Raw genomic sequence first — 25,399 nt, 5'->3', positions numbered from 1 at the left:
GACCTGTTGAAAAACCTGGTGGGCCCTCCGGGATTCGAACCCAGAACCCAGGGATTATGAGTCCCCTGCGCTAACCGTTGCGCCAAGAGCCCTTGTGATTAGTGGTTGCAAAGGTAATGGAGGACTTCCATGTAGAGAAGCGTTGCACCACGACGTGAAATACTATCATGCACGCGGCGCCCGTTCAACGCACGATCTTGTCGACCGGGAGGATCATGGTGCCGCCTTTGACCTTGTGTGCCTATATGAAAAAAAAGCCCCAACTTGCGTTGGAGCCTCATTCAATGCTCGGGTGGAGACGAGGGGGATCGAACCCCTGACCTCTTGACTGCCAGTCAAGCGCTCTCCCAGCTGAGCTACGCCCCCGTGCGAAGAAGTACTATACGGGAACTCCCCCGCCGATGCAAGGACAATTTCGGAAAAACTTTCGGCGGAGGGGACGAGGACGCGGGACGGGCTCGAGACCGAGGGGCCCGCGATGCCGGATCCGGCCCGCGGGGCGCGCCCCGAGGGCGGCGGCGAGGCCGCCGCCCTCCTTCCCGCCGCCCTCGGGGCCGCCCCCGGGGGCCTCCCGCCATGGAACCGGCCCATCTACTACGTTTGGGCGGCATCCCCCGACCATGGTGTCACGGGTAAAAATAAAACCGCAGGTAGACGGCTTGCGGTTTTCGCGAAATACGGGGTATGGTCGAGGGGTCGGGGTCAAACGTAGTAGATGGGCCGGTTTCGTGGCGGCGGCATCGCAGACAGCCGACCGAGGGCGCCCGGAAGTGAGCAGGGCACCCATTTAATGACCAATTTCCAGCCAATTGCACAGTACGTTGGCCCTTAGCTCCGTTTCCGCTGCCCTTTGAGCCTTTATTTTGCACCTATAGCGCAAACCCAAGCGTGAGCAAAGACTTCGCACGATCGCATCAAGCTGTTCGGCCTCATTAAGCATATCGTGTGTAACCAGGAAGACGTCATACCCCATACTTTGCAGCGCCGTCATGCGTTTGGCATCGTGGTCGAGCACGGCGCCTGATCCGTGGATGACCTCTCCCTGAATCTCCACGATGCCTGCCTTCATTATGGTTGGATTCACGATCACGATATCCCCGTAGCAGACTTTTTGCCCTGCAATGCTCTGCGCCGATGCGGTAAGCGGCGTAAAGTCGTTGACGTAAACGTTTCTAAAGCCGGCACCGCCGCGAGAGCGAGGAAGCGATAGCAATATAATTCCTGCAACTTCGAGCGGAGAAGCGGCTATACCCGTCACCAGCTGCGCGGCGTTGTAAAACTTCGTACCCCACTTGCGGCTTTTCATCTTCCTGGCGTATTCATGAAGCTCGTTCAATTCGATGAGCGGCTTTCTCATCCAGAGCGATGTGCCCTTTAGCTTTGTGACCTCTTTCGTTTTCTTTTGCCCGTTTGGTCCCTTTGCATTTACCTGCTCCTTGGTTTTTACGCGCGCATAAACGCGTTTCCATTGCGCTTCGTCTTGGCTCTCATCTAGTTCAAAGAGGGATTCGGTCGTGGAATCTTGAGCGGCGTCATCAGCCTTGCTCAGTTCTGCTTCGGCTGCGGCGGTGGGCTCAAAGACTGAGAACCATCCGCAGAATTCGTACATGGCAAGGACAAGATCGGTTGGAGACACAAAGCGCGCCATGGTAAATAGCGTCGCAAGTGGATTGGTAACCCTAAAGCTCATCGCGGTTTCCAGCGTGCTGTCCACCTCAGAAGCATCATCACAGCGGATTGTTGTTCGTAATCCCGAATGGTAGTTAACGCCACCGGGCACTGTTGTAGTAATAATCGGGGTCTTGAGGACGTCGACCACAAAGGGCGATTGGGCTAGGGCTCTCCAGCCGTCTTCGGCGTTGGGTAGGCGCGGGTAGAGGTCGCGCACCTGTTGTGATCCGAGCACAAATGTGGAGACAGGGACCGTATGCCCAGAGCGCCTTCCAGCGGATATCTATCACACGAAGGTTTTCCGGCGAAACCCGTCAAGCTTTTGGTTTGCTTCCGGTACTTACCCGCATGATGCCCCGGTCGATAATCGGCCATGTCCGCAATCCGCATGGCCCACGGCCGATACCAGGGGAGGCGCAAATGGACGAAATCGTCTGCGCAAACACCGCATTCCGCTACTGGCGCTGCCCACAGGGGGAATTCAATGAAAATACGCATGCGTTTTATACAAAATGGGCAATGGCGTCAGCAAAAAGGGTGCGATAAAAAATAGCGCCCTAGACAACTAAGATTTATTTTTGGTGTCAGCCTTGGTGTCAAAAAGAAAAAGGCCAGAGGCTTAACACCTCTGACCTGTGCTTTAGATGGTGGGCGATACAAGATTCGAACTTGTGACCCCATCCGTGTGAAGGATATGCTCTACCCCTGAGCCAATCGCCCGTCGCCTTTCGGCAAAAGAGATACTATCATAGCCGCGCGTGGTTTACCAAGAACTTTTTGCCCCCGATTTTAAATTCGTGGGCACAAGCCGCGCCGCTGCAATTAGGGCAGCCGACAAACCACCAGCTAAACCGGCCTCTATCGCTTGATCCATGAAGTCTCGGGGCGGCAGATAAGTCGCGCGTTGTTGTAGGCCATGTCGAGCGTGAGACAGGTACGCGCGGCGTAGAAGCCGTCCTCGCGCTGGATAGTCAGCGCCAGCTCGGGCTTGTCGCCGGTCAGGCACAGCGGCAGCAGCAGCTGGATCCGGCCGCCGTAGAACTGCGGCACCGCGAGCGTGTAGTTGGCGGCGGCGCGGCGGGCGGCCTCGACGACGGCGCCCTCAAAGGCGCGGCGCAGCAGCAGCGAGTTGTCCTCCCCCATCAGGCTGGCGGGGATGCGCGTCAGGTTCTCCTCGTCGCCCAGAATATGGTCGATGTTGGAGCGGATGGGCAGGCGGTAGTCAAAGACCAGCTCGGAGGGGTCCTCGGCAAAGCGCACGCGGCACGGCAGGTACTCAAACGAGACCAGCATGGGGTCGCTCTCCTTAAAGAAGCCCTTCAAAAACCAGCGCTGGCGTGCGTCGGGCTTGGTATTGGGCTCAAACAGACCGTAGATGGTCTCGTAGCGGCGTGTATACAGGCCGGTGTTAAACAGGCAGCGGTCGTCATCGAACACCAGCGGCAGGTTTGACGGTGCGGTCTGGTCCACGTCGCGCTCGGTCAAAAATACCGCGCGGCTAAACGAAAACGACAAGTAGTTTTTGAGGATGCGGTTGCTAGGACCCCAGTCCTCGGGATCGGCGAGGTCGACCAGGCGGTCGTAACAAGGCTCGGGGCAAAACGCAAACTCGTACACATTGCTGCATAGGGTGCTAGGGATTTCCATGTGGTGTCCAATCCATTCAATTACTGGCGTGCGGATGCTTAGATTCTATACGTGCGATGCAATTCCGGGGAGCACAACACAGTGACATTAGGAGTCGTACTCCAGAGCAATCGGTTGCCAGACGAGGTCTTCGATAGTGCAGTTTAGGGCATTTGCGAGCGCTAATGCCGAGGAGACCGAGGCGCGGCGTAGGCCGAGTTGGTTATGCTCGTAGAGTTGTATGGCGCGAAGCTTAACCCCCGATTGGACGGCGAGCTGTTTTTGCGTTAGTCCGGCCGCCTTTCGTGCCGCTTTGAGGCCCTTTTTGTCTGCCTGGGCGTTGTTCCATTTATCGATGACAATCTGGGCGAATTTGTCTTCGGAGGCCTCGTGAAGCGGATGGTACGAGCCGATGATCCAATCGAGCGGGGCGACTTCGAGTAGCTCATTAAAGCCCAAGCCGCACATCCATTGCGTATAGGCCAAAACCCAGCCCGCCCAATACTGAGGCGAACGATCGAAAGGATAGGTCTCCCTGCATTCGACGGGGGTCAGTCCCGCATGGGCGATAATATCGCGCGCGAGCTCGTCGCCCGCCATGCCGCAGACGACGCGAGGCGTACCGCGCTCAAACTGTTTCATCTCAAAAGCGTTCGACAGGATGGCCGTCAACTCGGCCGGAGTCAGCCCTTGGTCACAGAGGGCAAAATCGACCGCCTCGCCCAGCGTTCTCATGGCATCCTCGAGATACATCTCACTGTAGGCGTGGATCATCGTCCGTCATCCCCTCTCGAATGATATCGACGATACGGATTCCCTCAAATGGATTTTCGGCAAGTAGCTCCCGATATTCAATACTGGCTTCTAAGACTCTCCGAGTTCGGAAGTGCGGGGAAAGACCGAGTTCCGCCAACCAGACCCCGGTTATACCCTTTCGTGACCTGCGGTTTTGACGCCAAAATTTGGTTTGTGCTCGGCTGGTTGCGATTTTTCCCCGCACTTCCGGAAATGGGCGTTATGGCTGTGTTGTGCACGGCAAGAAAAGCGCCGAGAAAAGGGCAATCAAGCGGCAGCCGGTAGTCTTGGGAAGCGTTATGGGTATTGCGGTGGCTGTAAGCCTTTACCGGATGAGGTCTGCCAGGCACAACTCGCCCTTGGGGATCTTCGAAAGTCGCTTGTATTCCCTGGCGGCTGCCGTAAGCGAATCGGCATCCCAATAACTTTTGAGGAAGCCTTCCCTCTTTACCTCGTGCATGCCGAGCTCCTGTTTGCAGAAGTCGCTCGGTTTCATGCGTCCGCCGTGCCAGCGTCTCCACGAGCCCTCTCGAATAATGGCCAGCACCTCTATCTCGGGATGGGTCACGTAGCTAACCACCGGGAAGCGGCCGGCGTACAGGTTGCCGAGTTTGAAGCGTTCTCTCCTCGAGTCCAGCACCCTGACGATGCAGACTGGCCAGTCATAGTCTAAGTTGAGGTAGTTATCTTGGATATCGGAGGCTTTGCGCAGGCGGGTGACGTCCACGACGTCGGCCTCTGAAAAGACGAGCGCATCCGCCTCGAGGAGAATGTCCACGGCCACCTGTTCCGCTGTTCCCTCGCAGGAGATGATCGGATGATATCCCGCAAAGCGAAAACCGTTATCACCGCTCATCGGACACCTCCTCTGCGACGAGCTCTTTAAGCGCGCGCACGTCGGCGTAGCGCGGAGCGGTCCCCTTCACAAAGTTCGAGGCGAATACCTCCGATTTCTTGTTCTCGATGCGTTTCACGCGGTCGGCGTACTTCACCACGCGCGCACCGCTGTTGCGTCGGGCGAGAAAGAACACGTTGTCCTTGCGGTGCACGTGATCGAGGAGCTGCGGGTAGTGAGTCGTGAAAACCAGCGTCGCGCCGTTGGGGTTGGTCCCGCGGGCGGCAAACAGATCAAGCACGACGTTAACCAGTTGGCGGTTAAGGTGGTTCTCCACCTCGTCGACTAAAAGGTAGCCGCCGGAGCGCAGGACCCTCATTGCGCGCTGCACCAGCCCTAGGCCACGTACAGTGCCAGAGGAGAGCACCTCGGTGAGCCCCCGCTCGGAGATCGTGATGGGCTCGCGACCTGTAAACGTCAGTACGAAGGCGCGACCGGAGTCCCGGACCTCGAGGTGCTCGATGCCAGAGTCGAAAACACGAAGCACGTCGTCGAGACCGTTGAATTGCTCAGTGAGGCGGAAGCCACCGTCGCGCAATGCTATCGCTCGGATGCGATGGCCGAAGTCCTTGGCGAGCACAGCGGCTGCGACGGAAACGTCAGGCGGCGTAAGCGCCGCCCAAGAGTCCGGCATCTGAGCACGGTCGCACAGCGGGGATGCGAGTTTCTTGATTTCGGCCCAGGATGCCAGGGTCGAGCGCTTGAGGGCCTTGGCTGGCAGCGAAGAAATCACCTCATCGGAGAACGTCAGCTCGGGACCGTCGTCGCCTCCTTCGACAGTCTGCAGCACCGACTCGAGCAAGTAAAGACGATCTGCGTGCCATATGACGCACTTGAGCTTGGACGGGCCGTCGAACGCGGCGGGGAACGTTGATGGGAGCCCGCCGCCGCGCGCCGGAGAGCCGTCAACAATGCGGCAGGCGAGCTCCAGCAGGTTCAGTGCTGTTGTCTTGCCCGTAGCGTTAATGCCCGCCAGCGCAACGACGCTATTCACGTAGAGATGGTCCGCCAGTTCGAAAGCCGACTCATCGGAGGCCGTCACGCGGTCGGAGGCGAACAGGTCGATTTCGAATAACCCGTCTTCGAACATCGAGAGATGGTCGAAGCAAACCTTTAACAACTTCATCTCAAGCCTTTCGAATACTTGAAACAGAATTTATGGCTCAAGTATAACACATGAAGGATATCGCGAATTAAGCCTGTCACTAGGCAGAAAAGGCTTATCCGCATTGCCGACCTCGTCGATATGCAGGTTCAAATGCTTAGACATTTGATCAAATCGTACAAAAATGGCGAGGTACGTACCTCGCCGATCTGGCACCTCCAAGACGACAGTCTCTTCGGTGGTTAAATTCTCTCACGCTTCAGGAGCTTTTAGAGCTGCATCGATTAGATCGGCGCCGTTGTCGAAGCGACCGGACTCCCCCGTCACTAAGAACGCATCACCTTCGCGAATGGCCTGGAGGGTCACCGGGCTGGGTTCTCTGGAAGGGAAAGGCCGCGGGCTGGCATTCGCAAGCTCCTCGTCCTGCTTGCAGTGCTTCATAGACACGCACCTCATCCTGCTCGATGCTTTTGCGGAAGGCAGGGCGCATGTGCTCTGGTGGGTTGGTGACGATATCAACCTTTCGCCCAAGTTCTATCTCGAGCTCATAGGAGAGTTCGTAAAGCATGCCGAACGTCATGGTGTTGCCGCAGACTAGGCGCAAATCAATATCGCTATCGGGCGTTTGCTCGCCTCGGGCAAACGAGCCAAATAAATATGCTTCGCTGACGTCGTATTGAGCTAGCACGCGGGTGGCGGCAGTGGATATGTCGGTAGTCGAAATCATGGGTTATTTACCGTTCAACAGTAGAATATCAGAGGGCCAGCGCCGAAACATAGTCCTTGTTTCGGAAACGCATATGGCTGTACGTTAGACATTATATGCACGAAAAAGCAACGCTCCCTTGCCGAAAGCGTTGCCCTTAAAGCTCCTACAGCGCTCTTGTATCGCAGCCAGGTGCATCGTACCGCATCAGCAGTGATATGCGGCGCTCAGAAGCACTGTCCCCAGCAGGAATAGCGTTATGGAGGCAGCTATCCAGTAGTTGTCGCCGGTCTTGGGAAGCGCCGGTGTTGTTGCCGTAGTGGATTTGGGCTTGGTCGTCTTGCTGACTGTGGTCTTGGTGACCGATGTCTTGAGCGACGTAGTCGCGGGTTTCACCGCAGGATCCGTCGCCGGCCCCGCACTGGGTTGCCCCGCAGCGGGGTCGGCGCCACCAGTAGGCTCGCCTGTGCCATTACCTGGCACCTCGCCGCCGGGTGCAACGGTCTCCGCCGACGGGGCGGTGGAGCCGTCGGGCTCGATCACCACGTGCGGTGCCACTGCCCCGTAAGCATCAACCACGCTGGCAGCGCCAAAGGCCCCGCCTGCGGGCGTTACAAAGTGCGCGGCCACGAGCGACCCGCGATCGCAGGCAACGCCGGCATCCGTACCGGTCGCATCCAGCCAGGACGCATCCATGACAAGCATCTCGCTCGCAACGTCAACACCAAACCCCTCGTCGAGCAACCGCACGCCATAAAAGCGCAAGCCCGCATCGGTTCCCGCGCCCGCGGCAACAACGCGCCCGCCGCCACGTACTGTCAAGCTGCCTGCGGCAATGCCGGCAACGGTCTGGTCAAGAACGCCTGCTCCGTCGGCCCTGGCATCGACCGTGCAGCCGTCCACCATCAGCACCTGGGCCACATGGATCCCGCATTGCGAACCCGTAGCCGTGAGCGAGCCGGAGCCGATGAGCGTAAGGTTCCCCCACACCTCCATGCCGCTCATGGAAATGTCCGCATCGGGCGCATGCGTCTCGACCACGGAGTTTTGCCCCGCAAGCGTCACCACCAGGTCGCCGTCGGCGCCGATGGCCTCGCCCGCATAACCGTTTAGCTCCAGATGGTCGGCAGCGGTCCAAGCCCAACCGGGACCCGACGCGCCCGGTTCGTAGTACGTGGCGCCCGCAATGAACAGGCTGTCCGCGCCCGCGGCATAAGAAGGCCCGCCCAGCAAAACGCATAGGCAGGCCATGACAGTAAACAGGATGTAATGACGGCTGTTGTGGAACGCGGTAGCAAACATAACCGCTCCGATCTTCGCAAGAGCCAATGGAAACTACACCAGGAAATGACCTGATAGCAGCAGTTATTAGTGTAGCGAGATCGGGCAAGTGGCGAACGAATTACCTGTAAACGAACCCAGAAATTAGGTGTAAATCGTTTTGCCAATCGGTGAAAGGAAGCTTCGGAAACGTCGAGCAAGCGCGCGGCAGCAGAAAGCCATTGAGCGACTAAATGCAATCACATATATACATCGGAATCAGTCGATATATCCTGCGCCCTTTCATTTAACGTTGCTATTGCCTGCTTGATGTCATTGCGAATCCATTTGGTTCTCAGTCCGCCCATGCGAGATTTAGACCCCACTTTGACAAGTTGAGTGTCAATCATTTTTAACCATTCAATGGCTTCATTCAGGCTATGCTTGTCTGTATATCTCTTCATGCCGGTATGAAAAAATGAATGTAGGGAATTTTGTGAGTCGGCTGTTCCTTCATAGGTTGACATGGCCACTGTCTCAGCTGGTACATTCAGTATTCTATTTTGGTACTCGGATTTTATGGCTTCTTCAAAAAACGCAGAGATAGTTTTACCTGTACTCTGGTCAACTTTAGAAAACTCAAGACTGATGCGATTTAAATCTCGCCCCCTTTCATCTTGTTCAACCTCAGTTATAAGTTTGTCCATTATGAGATTAGCATCTGTACCATAAAAATCATTTATATTTGCTCGTTCTTGCCTCAAGGCGGCAGCGTCGCACTTGGGGTCATGATTAGCGGCTAGCCGAAGCGAATCGAGAAGCTTCTCGCGAAATGAATCATCCCAGAACCCAAGATTAATAAGATCGAGCGAATGTCTAATAATCTTATAGAACCATCCTTGAGAATACTGTCCCTTAGCTAGCATGTTTTTAAGATCGTTCGCGAGCAATTCAACCTGACCGTCTTCCAAGCTCCGTAAAGCGCCCCAATGGTGTTCCATTTCTTGGGCCTCGACACCTGCGGCAGAATTGGGATTTTTCTCTTGTACAAATTTGTTGAAAGAACTCTTAACAGTTTCTGGGTCTATATCCTTCCCTTCAGTTAAGGGAGCAAGGGCCTTTGATAAAGTAAGATAATAATCGTATTCTTGGAGTTCGGATTCGTCGAAAATGCTCATTGAGCTATTTACGTCTTTCGGCCTATTAGGAACTATTCCTGCTGATGCTTGAACTGCATATCCAACAAAATCTGAGAACGCTTTTACTCTTCCATGAAAATCTATGGACTCATCGACAAGAGTCGACGAGCTTAATACGTAGTTAATACACGGGATTGATCTTGATAGAGCTCTTGCATTGATAAGGGAGTCCTTAAGTCCGTCGATAACTGCATCCTTGACTTTGAAGTCAATCTGTTTGGGAATGGACAACTGATCCTTTACTATTGCCCGGTAAAGCACTTGTAGATCTGGCTCATATTCAATTTGACTAATAACCGCTTTTTCTATAGAGCAGTCATCCTCAAAAGACAGCGGCTGATTTCTGATAAGCATCACATGCCAGCCATGGTTTTCGACCATATTGTTAACAAAGCCAAGAAATGAGCGGTCATCATGAGCGAAGCTGCTACGTTCGCAATCGTCCAGTATTACGAGAACTTTATTCATTCCAATTAAAGATAGTAATAAGTCAGGTTTAATGGAAACCTGAATTCCAATTTTTGCTAGCCGCTTGCTTGCAATTGACTTACTAACGTCAATTGCGCCTTTCTTAAAAACATTTTTTGCGGCATCAGTGCGCATCGTTGGGTTTTCAGAAAAATGAAGCCAAGAGGCTAGGACCCTATTGCAAATCTCGTCATAATCGGAAACGCCGAATAGCGATACACGGCATACCTTTATACCTAATTTCTTAAGCGCAGGCTTAAGATCGTTCTCGCAATAATACGTCTTCCCCGAACCCCATTCGCCATGCAGGACTAAAGCTTGAAGGCCAATGGTGTCACATTGCATGTAATTTTTAATTGTCTCGGTGATTTCTTTGGCATGCATCGCATTGTTCTCCAATCGACTGTTTTTCGCTTTGCAGTGCTAAGTCAAGTGTTTTTTAGCGACCACGTCTCTAACAATTTTTATTTTGCCTCATGCCAGCCAGTGTTCAATTCGTGGCTGTGGTATCTGACATTGTATATTCGAGTTAACAAAGGACGGGGGTGTATCGGCGCTGGCCGATACACCCCCGTCCTAAGGTACGATGATCGTGCTGTGATCTTGCCTTAATCTGAGTCCGCCCACTGCAACCAGACGCCTCTCCCCTAGTCCCTCTTAAACAGATCCCTCGTGTACACCTTGTCCGCCACGTCCGCGAGCTCGTCGCCCCAGCGGTTAGCGACGATCACGTCGCAGCCGGCCTTGAAGGCCTCCGGGTCGTGGGTCACCTAAGAGCCGAAGAACGCCGGCGCGTCGAGTGTGGAGTCGTAGACCACCACGGACGCGCCCTTGGCCTTCGCGCACATCATGACGCCCTGGATGGAGCTCGCGCGGAAGTCGTCGGAGTTGGACTTCTAGTGGTGTACGCTGACGTGCACCTCGGGGCCTTTGATTGCAGCTGTCTAATCGGCAGGGCCCTCTTTGACCAACAGCGCGTACTCATCAAGTCTGACATCAAAGAGGAGGAACTGGGCGCGGCAGAGGCCTCAAGGTCCATCCGCTTTACATCAAGGACCCCACTAGGCGCCATCGTTGACCACCGACGAGATCGAACACGCGTTATTCTTATGCAGTCGACATTACGCGAGAAAGGTTGGCGTTGCGAGAATTTAACCACACTAGGATCGTTTCCTATGACCGCAGTGACTGGGCCGTAGGATTTTTCATAGACCGTTGTCTTTATATCCTGAAGGAGGGACCTCACAATCAAATCGCGACGATTAACGACGCAATAGAGGCACATCAACTCAAGCTCACATTCGAAACGGTCCCTGAATTGTTCGAGAAAGCTGAAGACATCGATGTTGCAAGGGTTGTTTCCGCGCTCTTCGCGAGTGCTTGCAAGTATACGAGGGAGACGCTCAAGTCTACGGGGATCCACGATATTTATGAGGAAGTCGAGATGCAATACGCCGCTCAGTTTTGGGGCTTGGTGCACGCCTGCGGCGCAGAGACGCTGATCTCCGGCGAGGAAATTGACGAACTTCTCTCGCGACATGTCGAATGCTTAGCTTCTATCTTGGAGAACGACAAACTCGTCAAATTATTCGATACTGAGCTAGGAAAATCACTGATCGACAATCCGTGTTATTCCGCTGAGCTGATCATCCACGAGTACGCGACGGAATCAAGGAACCAGAACGCAATCTACCTCCCGAAATGCCTTTCCCAGGGCGACTTCGATTCAATAATGGCAGGCTACCTTGACGACCAGCGCGCCAACCCGAATTATATGGAGGCCCTTTTCAATTGGCCTTCCGGCGCAACAAAATGCAGATTCTCTCCGTCGCCGGACGTCAAAGTGCGTGCAAAGCAGGCCCACGATAAGGCTATGGATGAGCTATTTCGACAAGGCACCGGGCTTAAGTACGGAGCCGGGGTGCAGATCGACCCTGAACAGATTGCTTGCAAGGGTGTTAAGGTCGAAGGCCTAACCTTGACCTACAGCTTTAGCGAAACCTGGCTCGACAAATACACCGATCACGCAAGCATCATGAACAATTGCAGATACCTACTGGACGTAGTAGACCGAAGCGGTCTCATGGCCTCACCTGCTCACTCCCACGAGGAGAGCGGCCTGCTTGCGACGCTGGGGCCCCACGTGATGGGGGAATACCGAATGAATACGATATCCAACACCCGGGAATCTCTCGCCAATGTCGAAGTTGTCGCATACGCGAATTTCCTCGAAAGCCGCGGTACAAGGCTCGAAGATGCACTCGAATGGACGTACAACGTTTATTTTGCAGAGGAGTACTCAATCAGTGGTTTCAGTTTGGCGCTGCCGTCAAGCGGAGCTTCGTGGCTCGACAAATGCAAGTCGATAGGGCCAGAGATCGAGCGCGCCGTTAAGTCCTATTCAATATATTCGAGGATTGGAAAATCGACGGCGACTATTTCCCCTATGAAAGCTTTAAAACTTTTGGCACCCTCAATGCGCTCTCTGAGAAAAAGTACGCAATCGACGGAGCCAACTTTAACAGGTGGGGATTCTATCTGTTCTCCGACCAGTGCATGCTGACATACAGAAGAGGCCATAACGACCATGCTCGCTGCTTCTTCGATTTAATTTCGAATGCTATGGTCACCTTCGACGATTATGATGCTGTAAAAGCCGAGATGCTCCAGCAATTAGTCGACCGACAGCTGGTAAGTGCGTGCGAAGAAACAGGCGCCCTCTCCCCAACCCCTCGATCAATTTGCCTGAAGGCCGTTTGGGATAATGGCGCAATTGCGCTTGGGGGATGCGGAGACGGTGATTTAGCGCTCATCGATGGCCTTGTCTCAGACGAAATGCTGTCGTACTGCGGCAAGCTGTTCACACCCGACGAGGCTGCATATCTCGATTACATGTTCAACGACGCCTCTTTCCCTAACTCACAGGGTCTCAGGAACAGATACGACCATGCGCATTCACCGATCGCCGACCCTGATGCGGCGAACATTCGATCCGATTACTATCGCATGCTGACCTTGCTCGTCGCGATTACACTCAAGATAAACGATGAGCTGTCGGCCGCAACGGGCCGTGGGCACATCGAAAACTTCGTAGATTGGCCATATTACGACAAAAGCGTCTTCGAACTCGCTAAAAAGCTGATCGAAAAGAGGCGTGATACAGGCTGTGATGCTGAGCCTGAATAGCTCCAATTACGACAGATCCAAATCGGGTTGATTAAGAGCCATCTGCCCGGACTTCTCTCGAGTGACAACACTAAGAGCACTTCTGCCGGAATCGAAAAACCTATTGCATGGAATGTAAGCACCAAGATCAGCCAGCAGTAGTATCTCCTTTTATCCTGGTCAATTGAGGGCTAACCAATCGTCAGCGTAATGAAAAGCTCCTCATTACCTAACTTAAAAAGATACTGAGATAGTTCTTGAGAAGTCTTCGTTCCAAAGCACCCTCTAGTTAAATAGGGGACTGAACAACCGTGCACCCGTTGCAGATCATCAGTAAGCTCCGTTCTCCTAGTCAAATGAGCGATATCAGTCAAATCGCCAAGCTTAAGAATTAGAGGCTCATATGACCGTTCTTTCCTATTAACGGCGATACGCCATTCAACCTGGTTTGCATAACGAATACTCTTTACAAACACTCCTGCATTAAAATGTGGAATCCCATTTGGAAATACCATATAGGCAGGTAATGGATTATGAGATTTTAAATCCATTGTTGATTTAACAACTTCTGAGGGATTCAACTGAACGCTATCTCTATATTCAACTGGAGCAGCTACAAAGTCATAACCCAATTGCAGAACGGCTGTCCTAAGCCTAGATATAAGTTCACAGGGATTGTCAATAACCACAATCCATGAACCAAGGTCAAGGCCCGGATCGGGCAATTCAATTAAGTCGACTCTCGTATCTACTTGCTTAATGAGGACACACGAAAAGCAGCACACATTACAGTAGCCTGCGCCTCTCGGTAGTGCATACGATTCTTTTGCAAGGACATCGAGTAAATCTTTAGGAAAGCCCCGCATGATATGGGGGTCAAAAGATGCGCAGGCCCCCTCAAGAAAGTCTTGCTGCTCCACGTTTCCCTCATTCCAAAAATACCCTAGGGTATTCATGTATATATCGCCACGCAAAAACTGCTTAGCCCACTTTTGTTCTTTAAAACCACGGATAAGGCGAATCATAGGGAGAACAGACCGGCAGGATAAACGGTGCATAGACCTCTTCTTTCACATCGAAGGTTAAGACGTCAAATATAAACAAAGGCAACATCCGTGTTTAGTTTAACAACCCGTGCGGACCACCCTGACGATCCGTATTCTTGTTCAGCTCATCCGTCTCTTCCAGCTCCGACATATCCGGATACCCCCCTCCTTTCACACTCATGCTCCGCCATGTACTTCAACCTCGTCGTCACCAATCCGAGCATGGAACTTTTACAAAATGTCTGGGATGACCCACACGTAGTTGACGCATTGGCTGAGCCACGACGTTGGAAGACTGTCGGGCTGGATTAAGAGGCCCCACGCAGCCGATTGCAACACAGACGACGTCCCGTTCTTGGTGCATAAGGCTAAAAGCAGGGAAAATGGTGTTCGATGCTTAACGTGCTAAAAACAACGCATCGCCCACCAGCTGCAAAACCCACCAGCTGCAAAAGGAACCGGACTTATACCAAAAGAGGTCATATCGGCGTTAGCCGATATGACCTCTTTCTTGACAAAGCGACTTGTAGATAAGGCTAAAAATCGCGGTTGGGAACCCTCTCCCCTAATCCCTCTTAAACAGATCCCTCGTGTACACCTTGTCCGCCACGTCCGCGAGTTCGTCGCTCCAGCGGTTGGCGACGATCACGTCGCAGCCGGCCTTGAAGGCCTCCGGGTCGTGGGTCACCTCGGAGTCGAAGAACGCCGGCGCGTCGAGCGTGGGCTCGTATACCACCACGGGCACGCCCTTGGCCTTCGCGCGCTTCATGACGCCCTGGATGGAGCTCGCGCGGAAGCTGTCGGAGTTGGACTTCATCGTCAGGCGGTAGACGCCCACGACCGGTTCCCTTTTAACTTCGTAGACGCGCCGCAAATTAATTACACGTTCTGTTTAATCCGCTTGAACAGTTCCGTTTCCTTTAATTCAGACATAGAACATTGGCCTGTTTTAATCTGCTTCCAAAGTTGGCCGACTTCTTCTGCCGCATTTCGGCCAAGCTCAACTTCATTGTCATCAAGAAGCTTATCGGTCTCAATGCAAATAGAATCTGACGCAGCAGAAAACGAAGTAATGAATGAGCTAACGGGAGAAAACTCATGAGATGTATCAAGACTAGCGAGACGACAAATTTCAGCGAGCGGAACATTGACTCTGCCAAGCTGCTCGGCGTAAGCGCTCATGTCTGAAAGGTATAGACCGCTTGATGGTCTTGCCGAATTGCCAAACGCATCAAGCGTGCCTGTTATATGAATGGCAATTACTTTCTCTGAGAATAGTGCTGTGAATAAAACAGCCGTCGCCTCATATAAAGTCAGCTTATCTAGCTCATCAAGAATGTCTTTGATGTTAGACAAATCAATGTAATGCAGATTTGAGACACTATATGTTGCCTCCTTCAGCTGAGGAAATGTTGACTTGATCGCATTAACCCAATTGCGGTAATAATCCGTCTTGATGTAGCGTTCAACAAAATCGTTTCCCAAACAATTATTAATAAAACTCTGACCGAATTCGAATGTCATACAATCAGGGAATCTGAATTCGCATTCGGGGTCGTTCAGTAATATGGGGAAAGGATCGACGGCAAGTCGAAAAATTGAACAGACCTTTACAGTAGTCTTGAAATAATCGGTGAAATCCTCTCGAATATGCCTCGCGCCTTCGGAAACCACCTCGTAGGGCTTGGTATAAAAGGATTCGTGGCCTTGTTTGTGAATATACTTGTTCGCCCTCTTATTGAGCTTGCTGATCAGCTCATTAATTTCGGGCATTTGCTCAAGAAGGTCTCGATATTCAATATCTTTTGAACGCAGCATTTTGGACAGTTCGCTAAATGAGGGGAACCTGTCGAGCGAAACCCATTTCTCATATTTAGCCTTGCGTTCAGATTCTTCTAGATTCGAAAACAACGTTCCAATAAGGATGACCTCTCCAGCTTGTCTGACTGAATAAAAAGCAGCATCGAAGTAACCTTGATGAATTAAATCTAGCGAGTTAGCCAAGAGCTGACAGGATTCGAGTAAAAACTGGTTGAAAGATGGCGTAGAGACTAAACCACTAACGGAATCCGCCAATTGATCTACGTAGTCATAAAGAATACCGTAAGCGAGCTCATCCTCCCTTGCCACGTACCGCAGTGGATGATGTCTCCAGCTGAACATCTGGCTATTTATGCATTCGTCCTTAAAGTTCATCTGAGTCAGCTTCCGAGTCTTATTCCAGCACTGGGTTTTATTCTAATTGGAAATGTTCTCAAAGTCGCGGCAATGAAAGCTGGTGGGTCTTGCATTATTTTAGAGCTTAAGAGTTTTTGCTCAATGGGCTAATGGCTTGAGGTTTGGTGGGGCATCGACCGTCTTAAGCACCCAATTTTTAGTTCAGCGCCATATAGGGCCTGCTAATTTTATTTGGCGCTGAATTGCACCTCGCTTGTTCTGCTGACATAGAGTCTTGTATGAAGCGGCAAGAGCGTTTTCCTTTTCAAAAAGATCTCTCCTTTGATCGGGCTCGCATAGCTTTTCAGAAGCCTGTTCAAGCGTCCATTGATATTCCTTTGCATTCTGGAGCATCTTATTAAATAGAATCTGATACTGATACATTGAAAACAAAAGGGATTGATAAGCTTCTATAAATTCGGCGATTGCGTCTCCACTCTTTCCTTTGAAGCAAAATTTCGCCTCCATAGCGAGCGATCTCATTTCATCAAGTTTTAAATGCAATTTGAGTTGTAGGTCGGCATCTAACACCTTATTAATTGAGGCTGAAATTGATTGCAAGTACGTGGTGTTAGTCAGCCAAAAAAATAGCAGGTCGATAGCCATTTGCGGTTCGTCGTCATATTCCAAGTTCTTCGCGTTTTTTGCGTAAACGCTCATGAGTTTATCGACGGTTATCCAAATATTTAAACGTCGATTTAATAGAGACTGTTTATTACTGAGACGAGCTTGGTAACAAGAAATGAGCAATGCGATGATTGCCACAATCGCTGAGATGTACTCAGGTAGATTCGTTAGATCCATTGTCTCCTCCGCAATAAAAAAAACGATACCACGATTATCGTTCTGCTTTTCAGGATTCTCTGATTCAGTATCCATATCATGGTGTGCGAGATGCTGGAGAGGTACTGCCCGAGGGCGGCAAGGGTGCTCGAGGAGGCGGAGCCCGACGCGCTCGCGTACCTGGACTTCCCGTCGTCGCACTGGAAGCGCCTGCTCACCGACAACGTGCAGGAGCGCGTCAACAGGGAAATCAAGCGCCGCTCGCGCATGGCGCAGATCTTCCCGTCGGAGAGTTCGCTGTTCAGGCTGGTGGGCACCGTCATGTGCGACCAGACCGAGACATGGTCCGGCTCGCGCCACTTCTCGGAGAGAGGGATGGCCGAGATGCACGACGCGGCGCTTCGGAAAGGTGCCTCGGGCTGTCATGGTTGGGCCGAGCTGGTAAAGACCGCCAGGAAGATGGTCGAATCCAGCCTTGAGCTTGCCGACAGAATGGAGTCGGCCTAGGATATCGATAGAATCTGGATCCAGGACACAGGGGCCAAAGAGTCCATTACACCAACTTTCTCGACACTACCGCTCATCCTCCCTTGACACGTACTGCAGTGGATGATGTCTCCGGTTAAACAGTTGTCCACTTACACCTTCATCCTTTAAGTTCATCTGGAACAGCTTTAGAGTCTAATTTAAGTATTGGTTCTATTCTAATTGCCACGGTTACTAACAATCGGTAATGAAAGCCGGCGCATCTTGCCATTGACAAACGCGGAGATATCTTTGGGTTACGCGTGGTTGTCGACTCAAGAAAGTTCAATCGAGCTCTCTGCAACCTCAATACCGGGCGCGTATTTCTCTATCAACGTGTTCAGAATCACGCGATTGCCAGGTGTCATTTTTGGAGAAGAAATGATCTTCATTGATGAAAAAGCTTCATCGGAGATAGCAAGATCGTAATAGGGCGGGATTCCGGGATCGCATTTATCGAGCATGACATCACTTGCTCTGAGAATCTGATCTAGCCGAACGTTTATTACGGAATCGATACCTATGGGAACAGCTGTCAAGATATAGCGCCATTCTTTCTGATACGACCATGCAGTTGTTTTGTGAACTCCAAGTGCATTTAAATCAGCCTCGAGTCCGCCGTTTCCAAATGCGTTAATTACCTTTGGAAACAAAAGAGACTCATCATTTGTGTATTCAACCTCGTGAAGAATCTCACGATCACGAGCCGTTTCAAAAAAATGGTAATTCTTATCCCAAAAGTCCTCGAGGGGCAGATGAAGCCCATCAAATGAACCACCAGGGGCTTTCAAAACCGCTTCACTTGATAACATATTGAGACTGTCATTTGAAACAGAGTACTGCTTAAACGGATAACTTTTCATCTGGATTCTTACTCCACATTCAGCTCCAGCATACTCGCGCCACATGGGGATGCTCTCCTCATCAGAAGAGGTCCAACAGCTGACGAGCTTCATTTTTCCAAGATTTTGAGAGTCTGCCGAACGCTGTTCTTGTGGGTCATCAACCTTATCTAACCGGCTGAACCTGATCGTTCGATTATGCAGAATCAAGGCCAGCGTATCTAGGCTTGCATAATGATAGAGAACGGCAGGTGCTTCCATGTTTGGCTCCTAGCTATAACAATGAGTCCATATCACTGTTCATCAAAATCTATAGATATGTTTATGAAAAATCAACCAGTGCCAAACTGTCCCAAGCGCCCTTTCCTTCCCCAACTTTATCCAAAAAGTTCGCTGTTGTTGACTGGTGTTACCGTAAAATTAACCCCACTTACATATACACGGAGTGTCGGCCTGGCGCCGCCTCCGGGTCTTGACGCCCACCTTATCGAGAGGCACCGCTATGAAACGAGTCTTTTACCGCTCGCTCTGCGCAGTTCTTTGCGTATCCATGCTTAGCGCAGCAATACCTGTAAGGGTTATAGCGGAAGAAGAACGGCGGCAAGAAAACACCTTGGAGCAGTCTGAGACTGGCGCAGCGGACAATTCGGGCGGCAGCATGACAGGCGACATCGATACAAGCGAGATCGGCAATGAGTCCATCAAAAATGATTCCTATCTCGCTAATCCAATTTCACATCAGGCGGAACCTCAGGTTTCCCTAGCTTCCGACATGTCTCCTGATTCGGAACAAGCCACAGAGACCGCAGTAAGTGGATATCAGCACAGCGATAGCGCCACCAGCGGCAGTGTCACCCTCACCGTCGAATGGAACGATCCAGTACTTGGACAGCCAACGACTTTCCACGTGAGCGCATTTGGTGGCAGTGGCAGCTATCTCTTCCGCATGGATGCTCCCTCGTACTCCAACCCCAATGAGTACGTTTACGAGTCGGTCGCCGACCCAAGCCGCGGAGAGTGGACAAAGTACACCGACGCGTGCGTTAGCCACGACTTTACGTTCACAATGACGGCTACTGGATCATATAACTTCCGCTTTTACCTCATGGATAAGGCATCGGGCATTTAATACTTGCGCACCAACACATATATCCAGGTTGCAGATGATGCGTATCCCAGTGTTGCGAGTATTGTTAATAAGGCAGTATCCCAGGCCAAGCAAAACACAAATGGCTTTGAATATGAAATGGCCCTTTATCTTCATGACTGGCTTCTAAATCAGCTTGAGTACGACAACTCGCTGAAGTGGTCATCTGCCGAGAGCGCACTCACGCGCGGCGTGGGCACCTGTCAGGCGTATGAAAGCGCCTATTCCAAGCTGCTCACCGCTGTCGGCATCATTAATTCAGAGACCCGCGATACCTATGACGGCCACACCTGGAATGCGGTTAAGCTCGACGGAAAATGGTACCAGGTCGACTGCACCTGGGACGACACATCCGACAATTTCTATGGCGACCTTGACCAGCGCCACCTGTACTTCTGTATCACCGATGAACTCATGGCAATCGCGCACAAGGGACACGCCAAAATCTACACTGCCGACGGGTACGCCACCCGCTCGACGAGCCTCAAAGACAACTACTTCGTCCACAATGGCAAGGCCGACGAATGGGCCGCCAAGTACGCCGATCGCATCCAGCAGCACCTCGACGCAAAGGAGAACAAGTTCTCTATCGACGCCGACAACCAGTCTTTCCCCCCCAGCATCAGTGGCATCCAGAACGGCATCGTCGCCTTTGCGATGAACCTGCGCGAGTGGAAGACGACCAACGCCAAGGCCGATCTTGCTGCCAATTCTATCGTTGCCATGCAATCCGGGTACAAGTGGATATCAAGGTTCGACTTCTACGCCACCTGGAAGGAGCCCGCATCCTACACGATCCGCTACCACGGGTCGGACGCGGCGCCCGCCGTCGCCAGGACGACGAGGGTCGTCGTGGGCACGCCGACCGCCACGCTGACGTCGTCGGCGCTGGGCTTCTCCTGCGGGCCGATGGCGTTCGCGGGCTGGAAGGCCCACCGCGACTGCGACGACGCGTGGTTCGTCATCGACGCCGCGGGCAACGGCAGGTGGGCGAAGCTGGACGGCGGGGCGCTGCCGGAGGGGCGGAGCTTCTACCGCTACGTCGACGGGGGGAAGGTGTCGGGCACGGCCCCCTCGGGCAGAGTGGACTTCTACGCCACCTGGATAGAAAACAAAGAATACGCCTAGACCATTCCGGTGCCATTTGATCTTATCAGCTATGTCGTTGATAAGATCAGTAAGCAAAAAGCTGGTCTTAGGTCATTTGCTTTAGGTTCTAGCGTTTTATCTAAACTCAGTAGTAAATAACTAATTAAGCAAGGCCCTCTTCAAAGAATCTGGTCGTAATTGTAAGGCTTAGAGTAAACCATGCGACATTTGCCGCTTTTTGCAGCGGGGCTATACGCCACGCATAAGAAAAGCCGCCGTTAACAAGCGGCGGCTTTTTTACTCTCGTCAATTCAATAGCGGCGACTAGAGCGTCTTGAGGTACTCCCCCAGCTCTTCCTCCCAGTCGGGCATGTGGAACCCGACCGACTCGAGCCTGGAAAGGTCGAGCGCGGAGTGGACCGGGCGCGGGGCGATGGGGCCCGCGGCGCTCGCGTAGTAGTCGGCGGTGCTGACCGGCACGACCTTCTCGCCGTTGCCGTTGACGGCCTCGAAGACGGCGCGGGCGATATCGGCCCAGCTCCTCACGGCGCCGGAGCCGGTGCAGCCGTAGGTGCCGTAGGGGGCCTTGTTCTCCAGCACGTGGAAGATGGCCGCGGCCATGTCGCGCGTGAAGGTCAGGCGGCCCAGTTGGTCGTCAACGACGGTGATCTGGGTGAGCTTATCCCCCGGGTCGGCGACGCGGTCGGAAAGCCCCTTCATGGTCTTGACGAAGTTGCGGCCCTCGCCGATGACCCAGGAGCTGCGCATGATGTAGTGGCGCGGGCAGCCGGCCACGGCGATGTCGCCGGCGGCCTTGGTCTGGCCGTAGACGGACAGCGGGCTGAGGGGCTCGTCCTCGGTATGGACCTCGGCGGTGCCGTCGAAGACGTAGTCGGAGGACACGTGGACCAGGGTGATCCCGTGCTCGGCGCAGGTGCGGGCGAGCTGCGCCGGCCCCGTCGCGTTGGCCTTCCAGGCGGTCACGCGGCCCTCGGGGGTCTCCGCTTTATCCACGGCCGTGTAGGCGCCGCAGTTGATCACGGTGCCGTAGAGCGACCAGTCGTACTTGGAGTAGGCGTCCGGGTCTGACATGTCGAAGGTGTCGATGTCGCAGAAGTCGAAGTCCTTGGCGACGCCGCGCTCCTCCGCCAGCGCGCGGACCGCATGGCCCAGCTGGCCGTTGCAGCCGGTGACGAGGGTGCGCCTGGGAGCCATGGGGACGACGTCCTTCAGCATCGGATGGTTGAGGTCGGCCTCGGAGACGGTAGCCTGCTCGAGCGGGATCGGCCACTCGATGGCGAGCTCGGGGTCGGCGAGGTTCACGAACGTGTAGGTCTTCTTCAGCTCGAGGGACCAGTGGGCGTCCACCAGGTAGGTGTAGGCGGTGCCGTCCTCGAGTGCCTGGAAGGAGTTGCCCACGCCGCGCGGGACGTAGATGGCCTTGGACGGGTCGAGCGTGCAGGTGTAGACCTTGCCGAAGGTCTCGCTGCCCTCGCGCAGGTCCACCCAGGCGCCGAAGACCGAGCCGCGGGCCACGGAGATGAACTTGTCCCAGGGCTCCGCGTGGATGCCGCGGGTGACGCCGCGGCTGTCGTTATAGGAGATGTTGTTCTGGACGACCCTGAGATCGGGGATGCCCAGGGCGGTCATCTTGGCGCGCTGCCAGTTCTCCTTGAACCAGCCGCGCGAGTCGCCGTGGACGGCCAGGTCGACGACCTTCAGGCCCCCGATGCCGGTCTCGGCGACGGAGAGGTCCTTCTCGAATGCGATATCTGCCATGTGGAAAAAGCTCCTATCGAAGAGGTTGGATAACCGGGGGCGCTTCGCCGGGGTGTGGCCTACTGGCCCTGTGCGCGGTAACGGGCCTCGGTGGCCTCCTTGGCCGGGCGCCACCAGGACTCGTTCTCGACGTACCAGTCGATGGTCTGCTTCAGGCCCCCGGCGAAGTCGGTGTGGGCCGGCCTCCAGCCCAGCTCGCGCTGGAGCTTCGTCGAGTCGATGGCGTAGCGGCGGTCGTGGCCGGGGCGGTCGGCGACCCAGTCGAAGTCCTCGGGGTCGCGGCCCATCGCCTCCAGGATCATGCGCAGCACGGTGATGTTGTTCTTCTCGCCATTTGCGCCGATGAGGTAGGTCTCCCCCATGCGGCCCTTCGTGAGGATGTCCCAGACGGCCGAGGAGTGGTCCTCGGTGTGGATCCAGTCGCGGACGTTCTCGCCCTTCCCGTAGAGCTTGGGGCGGACGCCGTCGATGATGTTCGTGATCTGCCTGGGGATGAACTTCTCCACGTGCTGGAAAGGGCCGTAATTGTTGGAGCAGTTGGAGATCGTGGCGCGAAGCCCGTAGGTGCGGGTCCACGCGCGTACGAGCATGTCGGAGGACGCCTTGGTGCTCGAGTACGGGCTGCTCGGGTGATACGGCGTCTCCTCGGTGAACTTCGCCGGGTCGTCGAGCGCCAGGTCGCCGTAGACCTCGTCGGTGGAGACGTGGTGGTAGCGGATGCCGTACTTGCGGACGGCCTCCAGCAGGCGGAAGGTGCCCTCCACGTTGGTGCGCAGGAACGGCTCGGGGTCGGCGATGGAGTTGTCGTTGTGGCTCTCTGCGGCGTAGTGCACGATGGCGTCGTGGCCCGGGACGATCCTGTCCAGCAGCTCGGCGTCGCAGATGTCGCCCACGACGAGCTCCACGCGGTCGGAGGGCAGGCCCGCGATGTTCTCGGGGTTGCCGGCGTAGGTCAGCTTGTCCAGGACGGTCACGTGCACCCCGGGGTGGTTGTTGACCACGTAGTGCACGAAGTTGCTGCCGATGAAGCCGCAGCCGCCCGTGACGATGATGTTCCTGGGCTCGAAGAGCTCTTCAGACATATCTGTATCTCCCATTGAATCGTTTAGTACTCGCGCGGGCTGTTGACGATCTCGCCGGCGGCGACCTTCTTCAGGTGCTGGCCGTAGACCGACTTGCCGTAGGCCGCGGCCGCCTCCTCCAGCCGCGCCGTGTCGATCCAGCCGTTCTCCCAGGCGATCTCCTCGGGCACCGAGACCGGTAGGTCCTGGGAGTGCTCGACGGCGCGGACGAACTCCGCCGCCTCGTGGAGCGACTCCATGGTGCCGGTGTCCAGCCACGCGTAGCCGCGGCCGAGGGTCACCACGGAGAGCGTCCCCTCCTCCAGATACATCTGGTTGAGCGTGGTGATCTCCAGCTCGCCGCGGGCCGAGGGCCTCACCTCGTGCGCCTTGGCGGCCACGTCGCCCGGGTAGAAGTACAGGCCGGTGACGGCGTAGCTCGACTTGGGCTCGGCGGGCTTCTCCTCGATGGAGACGGCCCTCCCCTCGCCGTCGAACTCCACGACGCCGAAGCGCTCGGGGTCGTCCACGTGGTAGCCGAAGACCGTGGCGCGGCCCGACTCGGCGTTCTGGACGGCGCGCGTCAGGTGGCGGCTGAGGCCGTTGCCGTAGAAGATGTTGTCGCCGAGCACGAGCGCGCACGGCTCGCCGGCAATGAACTCCTCGCCGATGGTGAAGGCCTGCGCCAGGCCGTCCGGCGAGGTCTGCTCGGCGTAGGAGAGGTTCACGCCGAAGCGCGAGCCGTCGCCCAGCAGGCGCTGGAAGTTGGGCAGGTCGGTCGGCGTGGAGATGACCAGGATGTCCTTGATGCCCGCCAGCATGAGTGTGGACAGCGGGTAGTAGATCATGGGCTTGTCGTAGACCGGCAGCAGCTGCTTGGAGGTCACGAGAGTGAGCGGGTACAGTCGCGTGCCGGACCCGCCCGCGAGGATGATGCCTTTCATTTAATCTGTCCTCTACAATCGAAATGCGCTTTAGATCGAGTGATAAATAAGACTTGGGTATCCTATTTTGCTAAACCCCCTCATTCTTAACGAAATAGGCAAGGTAATGACTGCGGAATATGGCTACCTGAATTGCCCCTTCCATTTTTCGATGCTCGACCAAGGGAGATTGATTCCGGTTATTTCAGGTTGGTTAATCCAATCAGCCATTTTGAGTAAAAAGTCATCTTCTCGTTCGAAAACAGGAAGTCCGGTATCTTCACCGATGATCGCGTGCCAAATGTTGGTAATGGACTCACTTTGCTTCAACGCTATGAAAAGCGCCAGTATCGAAAATCAATTTATAATCCCACAATGATGTGAATTCGTTCGGGCAAATAACGACCGCAAAGTGATACAAGCGAATAAGATCCGGCAAGAGTTAGCGCCCAAACAGCAAATGTCGAAACACCAAGTGGAATGACGAATAATCCAAGCAGTTTCCAAACGGCCTTGAGAACAAGTATATGGCAGAGGTAGATTCCAAAAGAGGCGTTCCCAAGGTCAACAAGCAAAGTAGAAGATAATCGCGACTTGAATGATCCCGGAACCGCCATAAGAAGCGCGATCACAGCTAAAGAGGTCGCGGCAGAACCGAGCTTAAGCTGAGTTGTGGCCATATTGAAATCGCCAGTCAAATACCACCAGAAGCCTGCGACCTCCTGAATTATTAAAAATATAAAGAGCACTGCAACAAGCTGAGTGGTTCGTCCTTCAATGAGCGCAGCCCAACGCCTCCAGTCGAGACCGAAAACATAAAAGATGAGCCACATGGGGCAGAAAACCTGTATTAGAGGCAATGCGATACCGGCAACGGCAGCGAGCTCCCTTAGAAGCAAGCAAGCCGGTGTCACACAATAGACAAAGAACCTATACCGTGAAAGGAGCCTGAACAGTACCGGAGTAAGCAGCACAAGCTGTGAATAGACCAATAGATAGTACATCTGAGCCGATACGGAGCCCACGGCGAACGCCAGAAACCCAGACGCCCATGAAGGGCGGGAAACGCCGCAAGATAGATAACGCTCCAGAACGCA

General features: G+C 54.0%; 23 protein-coding genes and 3 tRNA genes. 6 read left to right on the top strand and 20 right to left on the bottom strand.

Annotation, left to right across the window (positions count from 1 at the left end; translation table 11 throughout):
- Positions 1-16: 16 nt before the first annotated feature.
- The 3 genes from ACKUUJ_RS01575 to ACKUUJ_RS01565 form a co-directional block, all read right to left on the bottom strand.
- Positions 17-92, bottom strand: a tRNA-Ile gene (locus ACKUUJ_RS01575).
- A 201-nt stretch (positions 93-293) separates the two neighbouring features.
- A tRNA-Ala gene (locus ACKUUJ_RS01570) sits at positions 294-366 on the bottom strand.
- Positions 367-787: 421 nt separating this feature from the next.
- Positions 788-1,888 carry a hypothetical protein gene (locus ACKUUJ_RS01565; protein ID WP_409064433.1) on the bottom strand — a complete coding sequence of 367 codons (1,101 nt, stop codon included), beginning with the start codon at positions 1,886-1,888 and terminating at the stop codon, positions 788-790.
- Positions 1,889-2,091: 203 nt separating this feature from the next.
- On the opposite strand from ACKUUJ_RS01565, the gene ACKUUJ_RS01560 reads away from it, so the two are divergent.
- Positions 2,092-2,217, top strand: a complete 126-nt coding sequence (locus ACKUUJ_RS01560) for a hypothetical protein (RefSeq protein WP_409064432.1) — start codon at positions 2,092-2,094, stop codon at positions 2,215-2,217.
- A gap of 99 nt (positions 2,218-2,316) precedes the next feature.
- Here ACKUUJ_RS01560 and ACKUUJ_RS01555 read toward each other — a convergent pair.
- The 8 genes from ACKUUJ_RS01555 to ACKUUJ_RS01520 all read right to left on the bottom strand — a co-directional run bounded on the left by ACKUUJ_RS01555 (position 2,317) and on the right by ACKUUJ_RS01520 (position 10,109).
- A tRNA-Val gene (locus ACKUUJ_RS01555) sits at positions 2,317-2,391 on the bottom strand.
- 138 nt (positions 2,392-2,529) lie between these two features.
- Positions 2,530-3,318 carry a DUF3825 domain-containing protein gene (locus tag ACKUUJ_RS01550; RefSeq protein ID WP_409064431.1) on the bottom strand — a complete coding sequence of 263 codons (789 nt, stop codon included), beginning with the start codon at positions 3,316-3,318 and terminating at the stop codon, positions 2,530-2,532.
- Positions 3,319-3,405: 87 nt separating this feature from the next.
- Positions 3,406-4,071 carry a helix-turn-helix domain-containing protein gene (locus ACKUUJ_RS01545; protein WP_409064430.1) on the bottom strand — a complete coding sequence of 222 codons (666 nt, stop codon included), beginning with the start codon at positions 4,069-4,071 and terminating at the stop codon, positions 3,406-3,408.
- Positions 4,072-4,417: 346 nt separating this feature from the next.
- On the bottom strand, positions 4,418-4,948 hold the full coding sequence (locus ACKUUJ_RS01540) for a hypothetical protein (protein ID WP_409064429.1): 531 nt from the start codon (positions 4,946-4,948) through the stop codon (positions 4,418-4,420).
- Positions 4,938-6,113: an AAA family ATPase gene (locus ACKUUJ_RS01535; protein WP_409064428.1), complete on the bottom strand. Its 1,176-nt coding sequence runs from the start codon at positions 6,111-6,113 to the stop codon at positions 4,938-4,940. Before ACKUUJ_RS01535 ends, ACKUUJ_RS01540 begins: the two co-directional genes overlap by 11 nt.
- A gap of 316 nt (positions 6,114-6,429) precedes the next feature.
- Complete coding sequence (locus tag ACKUUJ_RS01530; RefSeq protein ID WP_409064427.1) at positions 6,430-6,819, bottom strand: nucleotidyltransferase family protein; 390 nt, start codon at positions 6,817-6,819, stop codon at positions 6,430-6,432.
- 186 nt (positions 6,820-7,005) lie between these two features.
- The gene (locus ACKUUJ_RS01525) at positions 7,006-8,100 is read right to left on the bottom strand and encodes a hypothetical protein (protein ID WP_409064426.1); all 1,095 of its coding nucleotides are present in this window, start codon (positions 8,098-8,100) and stop codon (positions 7,006-7,008) included.
- Between the two features lie 218 nt (positions 8,101-8,318).
- On the bottom strand, positions 8,319-10,109 hold the full coding sequence (locus ACKUUJ_RS01520; protein WP_409064425.1) for a hypothetical protein: 1,791 nt from the start codon (positions 10,107-10,109) through the stop codon (positions 8,319-8,321).
- A 757-nt stretch (positions 10,110-10,866) separates the two neighbouring features.
- Between ACKUUJ_RS01520 and ACKUUJ_RS01515 the strand changes: the two genes are divergently transcribed.
- Positions 10,867-12,288 (top strand): hypothetical protein, encoded by a 1,422-nt coding sequence (locus tag ACKUUJ_RS01515; RefSeq protein ID WP_409064424.1) that lies wholly within the window; start codon positions 10,867-10,869, stop codon positions 12,286-12,288.
- A 59-nt stretch (positions 12,289-12,347) separates the two neighbouring features.
- The gene (locus ACKUUJ_RS01510; protein WP_409064423.1) at positions 12,348-12,911 is read left to right on the top strand and encodes a hypothetical protein; all 564 of its coding nucleotides are present in this window, start codon (positions 12,348-12,350) and stop codon (positions 12,909-12,911) included.
- A 170-nt stretch (positions 12,912-13,081) separates the two neighbouring features.
- Here the strand turns inward: ACKUUJ_RS01510 and ACKUUJ_RS01505 are convergent, their stop codons facing one another.
- The 4 genes from ACKUUJ_RS01505 to ACKUUJ_RS01490 all read right to left on the bottom strand — a co-directional run bounded on the left by ACKUUJ_RS01505 (position 13,082) and on the right by ACKUUJ_RS01490 (position 17,032).
- Complete coding sequence (locus tag ACKUUJ_RS01505; RefSeq protein WP_409064422.1) at positions 13,082-13,948, bottom strand: hypothetical protein; 867 nt, start codon at positions 13,946-13,948, stop codon at positions 13,082-13,084.
- A 553-nt stretch (positions 13,949-14,501) separates the two neighbouring features.
- On the bottom strand, positions 14,502-14,774 hold the full coding sequence (locus ACKUUJ_RS01500; RefSeq protein ID WP_409064421.1) for a UDP binding domain-containing protein: 273 nt from the start codon (positions 14,772-14,774) through the stop codon (positions 14,502-14,504).
- A gap of 41 nt (positions 14,775-14,815) precedes the next feature.
- On the bottom strand, positions 14,816-16,132 hold the full coding sequence (locus ACKUUJ_RS01495) for a hypothetical protein (protein ID WP_409064420.1): 1,317 nt from the start codon (positions 16,130-16,132) through the stop codon (positions 14,816-14,818).
- A 183-nt stretch (positions 16,133-16,315) separates the two neighbouring features.
- Positions 16,316-17,032 carry a hypothetical protein gene (locus ACKUUJ_RS01490; RefSeq protein ID WP_409064419.1) on the bottom strand — a complete coding sequence of 239 codons (717 nt, stop codon included), beginning with the start codon at positions 17,030-17,032 and terminating at the stop codon, positions 16,316-16,318.
- Positions 17,033-17,047: 15 nt separating this feature from the next.
- Between ACKUUJ_RS01490 and ACKUUJ_RS01485 the strand changes: the two genes are divergently transcribed.
- Complete coding sequence (locus ACKUUJ_RS01485; RefSeq protein ID WP_409064418.1) at positions 17,048-17,443, top strand: transposase; 396 nt, start codon at positions 17,048-17,050, stop codon at positions 17,441-17,443.
- Positions 17,444-17,736: 293 nt separating this feature from the next.
- Here ACKUUJ_RS01485 and ACKUUJ_RS01480 read toward each other — a convergent pair whose 3' ends face one another.
- Positions 17,737-18,564, bottom strand: a complete 828-nt coding sequence (locus ACKUUJ_RS01480) for a DUF2971 domain-containing protein (protein ID WP_409064417.1) — start codon at positions 18,562-18,564, stop codon at positions 17,737-17,739.
- Between the two features lie 352 nt (positions 18,565-18,916).
- Between ACKUUJ_RS01480 and ACKUUJ_RS01475 the strand changes: the two genes are divergently transcribed.
- Positions 18,917-19,432 carry a hypothetical protein gene (locus ACKUUJ_RS01475; RefSeq protein ID WP_409064416.1) on the top strand — a complete coding sequence of 172 codons (516 nt, stop codon included), beginning with the start codon at positions 18,917-18,919 and terminating at the stop codon, positions 19,430-19,432.
- 117 nt (positions 19,433-19,549) lie between these two features.
- A complete protein-coding gene (locus ACKUUJ_RS01470) occupies positions 19,550-20,578 on the top strand; it encodes a transglutaminase domain-containing protein (RefSeq protein WP_409064415.1) in 1,029 nt (342 codons plus the stop codon).
- A gap of 285 nt (positions 20,579-20,863) precedes the next feature.
- Here the strand turns inward: ACKUUJ_RS01470 and ACKUUJ_RS01465 are convergent, their stop codons facing one another.
- The 4 genes from ACKUUJ_RS01465 to ACKUUJ_RS01450 form a co-directional block, all read right to left on the bottom strand.
- Positions 20,864-22,318: a sugar nucleotide-binding protein gene (locus ACKUUJ_RS01465; protein ID WP_409064414.1), complete on the bottom strand. Its 1,455-nt coding sequence runs from the start codon at positions 22,316-22,318 to the stop codon at positions 20,864-20,866.
- A 59-nt stretch (positions 22,319-22,377) separates the two neighbouring features.
- Positions 22,378-23,400, bottom strand: a complete 1,023-nt coding sequence (rfbB, locus tag ACKUUJ_RS01460) for a dTDP-glucose 4,6-dehydratase (protein ID WP_409064413.1) — start codon at positions 23,398-23,400, stop codon at positions 22,378-22,380.
- Positions 23,401-23,423: 23 nt separating this feature from the next.
- Positions 23,424-24,323, bottom strand: a complete 900-nt coding sequence (gene rfbA / locus ACKUUJ_RS01455) for a glucose-1-phosphate thymidylyltransferase RfbA (RefSeq protein WP_409064412.1) — start codon at positions 24,321-24,323, stop codon at positions 23,424-23,426.
- 341 nt (positions 24,324-24,664) lie between these two features.
- Positions 24,665-25,393, bottom strand: a complete 729-nt coding sequence (locus tag ACKUUJ_RS01450) for an acyltransferase family protein (protein WP_369796804.1) — start codon at positions 25,391-25,393, stop codon at positions 24,665-24,667.
- Positions 25,394-25,399: the final 6 nt, after the last annotated feature.

Source organism: Collinsella sp. wc0583, assembly GCF_046116915.1.
Taxonomy (GTDB): Bacteria; Actinomycetota; Coriobacteriia; order Coriobacteriales; family Coriobacteriaceae; genus Collinsella.
This window is presented reverse-complemented; position numbering and strand designations above follow the sequence as displayed.

Coding starts and splice junctions, on each gene's coding strand:
- ACKUUJ_RS01505 (WP_409064422.1), bottom strand. CDS start 13,948: ATGCACCGTTTATCCTGCCGGTCTGTTCTCCCTATGATTCGCCTTATC.
- rfbA (WP_409064412.1), bottom strand. CDS start 24,323: ATGAAAGGCATCATCCTCGCGGGCGGGTCCGGCACGCGACTGTACCCG.
- rfbB (WP_409064413.1), bottom strand. CDS start 23,400: ATGTCTGAAGAGCTCTTCGAGCCCAGGAACATCATCGTCACGGGCGGC.
- ACKUUJ_RS01550 (WP_409064431.1), bottom strand. CDS start 3,318: ATGGAAATCCCTAGCACCCTATGCAGCAATGTGTACGAGTTTGCGTTT.
- ACKUUJ_RS01535 (WP_409064428.1), bottom strand. CDS start 6,113: ATGAAGTTGTTAAAGGTTTGCTTCGACCATCTCTCGATGTTCGAAGAC.
- ACKUUJ_RS01540 (WP_409064429.1), bottom strand. CDS start 4,948: ATGAGCGGTGATAACGGTTTTCGCTTTGCGGGATATCATCCGATCATC.
- ACKUUJ_RS01510 (WP_409064423.1), top strand. CDS start 12,348: ATGGTCACCTTCGACGATTATGATGCTGTAAAAGCCGAGATGCTCCAG.
- ACKUUJ_RS01465 (WP_409064414.1), bottom strand. CDS start 22,318: ATGGCAGATATCGCATTCGAGAAGGACCTCTCCGTCGCCGAGACCGGC.
- ACKUUJ_RS01560 (WP_409064432.1), top strand. CDS start 2,092: ATGGACGAAATCGTCTGCGCAAACACCGCATTCCGCTACTGGCGCTGC.
- ACKUUJ_RS01490 (WP_409064419.1), bottom strand. CDS start 17,032: ATGGATACTGAATCAGAGAATCCTGAAAAGCAGAACGATAATCGTGGT.
- ACKUUJ_RS01545 (WP_409064430.1), bottom strand. CDS start 4,071: ATGATCCACGCCTACAGTGAGATGTATCTCGAGGATGCCATGAGAACG.
- ACKUUJ_RS01470 (WP_409064415.1), top strand. CDS start 19,550: ATGGCCCTTTATCTTCATGACTGGCTTCTAAATCAGCTTGAGTACGAC.
- ACKUUJ_RS01480 (WP_409064417.1), bottom strand. CDS start 18,564: ATGGAAGCACCTGCCGTTCTCTATCATTATGCAAGCCTAGATACGCTG.
- ACKUUJ_RS01520 (WP_409064425.1), bottom strand. CDS start 10,109: ATGCATGCCAAAGAAATCACCGAGACAATTAAAAATTACATGCAATGT.
- ACKUUJ_RS01485 (WP_409064418.1), top strand. CDS start 17,048: ATGCTGGAGAGGTACTGCCCGAGGGCGGCAAGGGTGCTCGAGGAGGCG.
- ACKUUJ_RS01525 (WP_409064426.1), bottom strand. CDS start 8,100: ATGTTTGCTACCGCGTTCCACAACAGCCGTCATTACATCCTGTTTACT.
- ACKUUJ_RS01495 (WP_409064420.1), bottom strand. CDS start 16,132: ATGAACTTTAAGGACGAATGCATAAATAGCCAGATGTTCAGCTGGAGA.
- ACKUUJ_RS01530 (WP_409064427.1), bottom strand. CDS start 6,819: ATGATTTCGACTACCGACATATCCACTGCCGCCACCCGCGTGCTAGCT.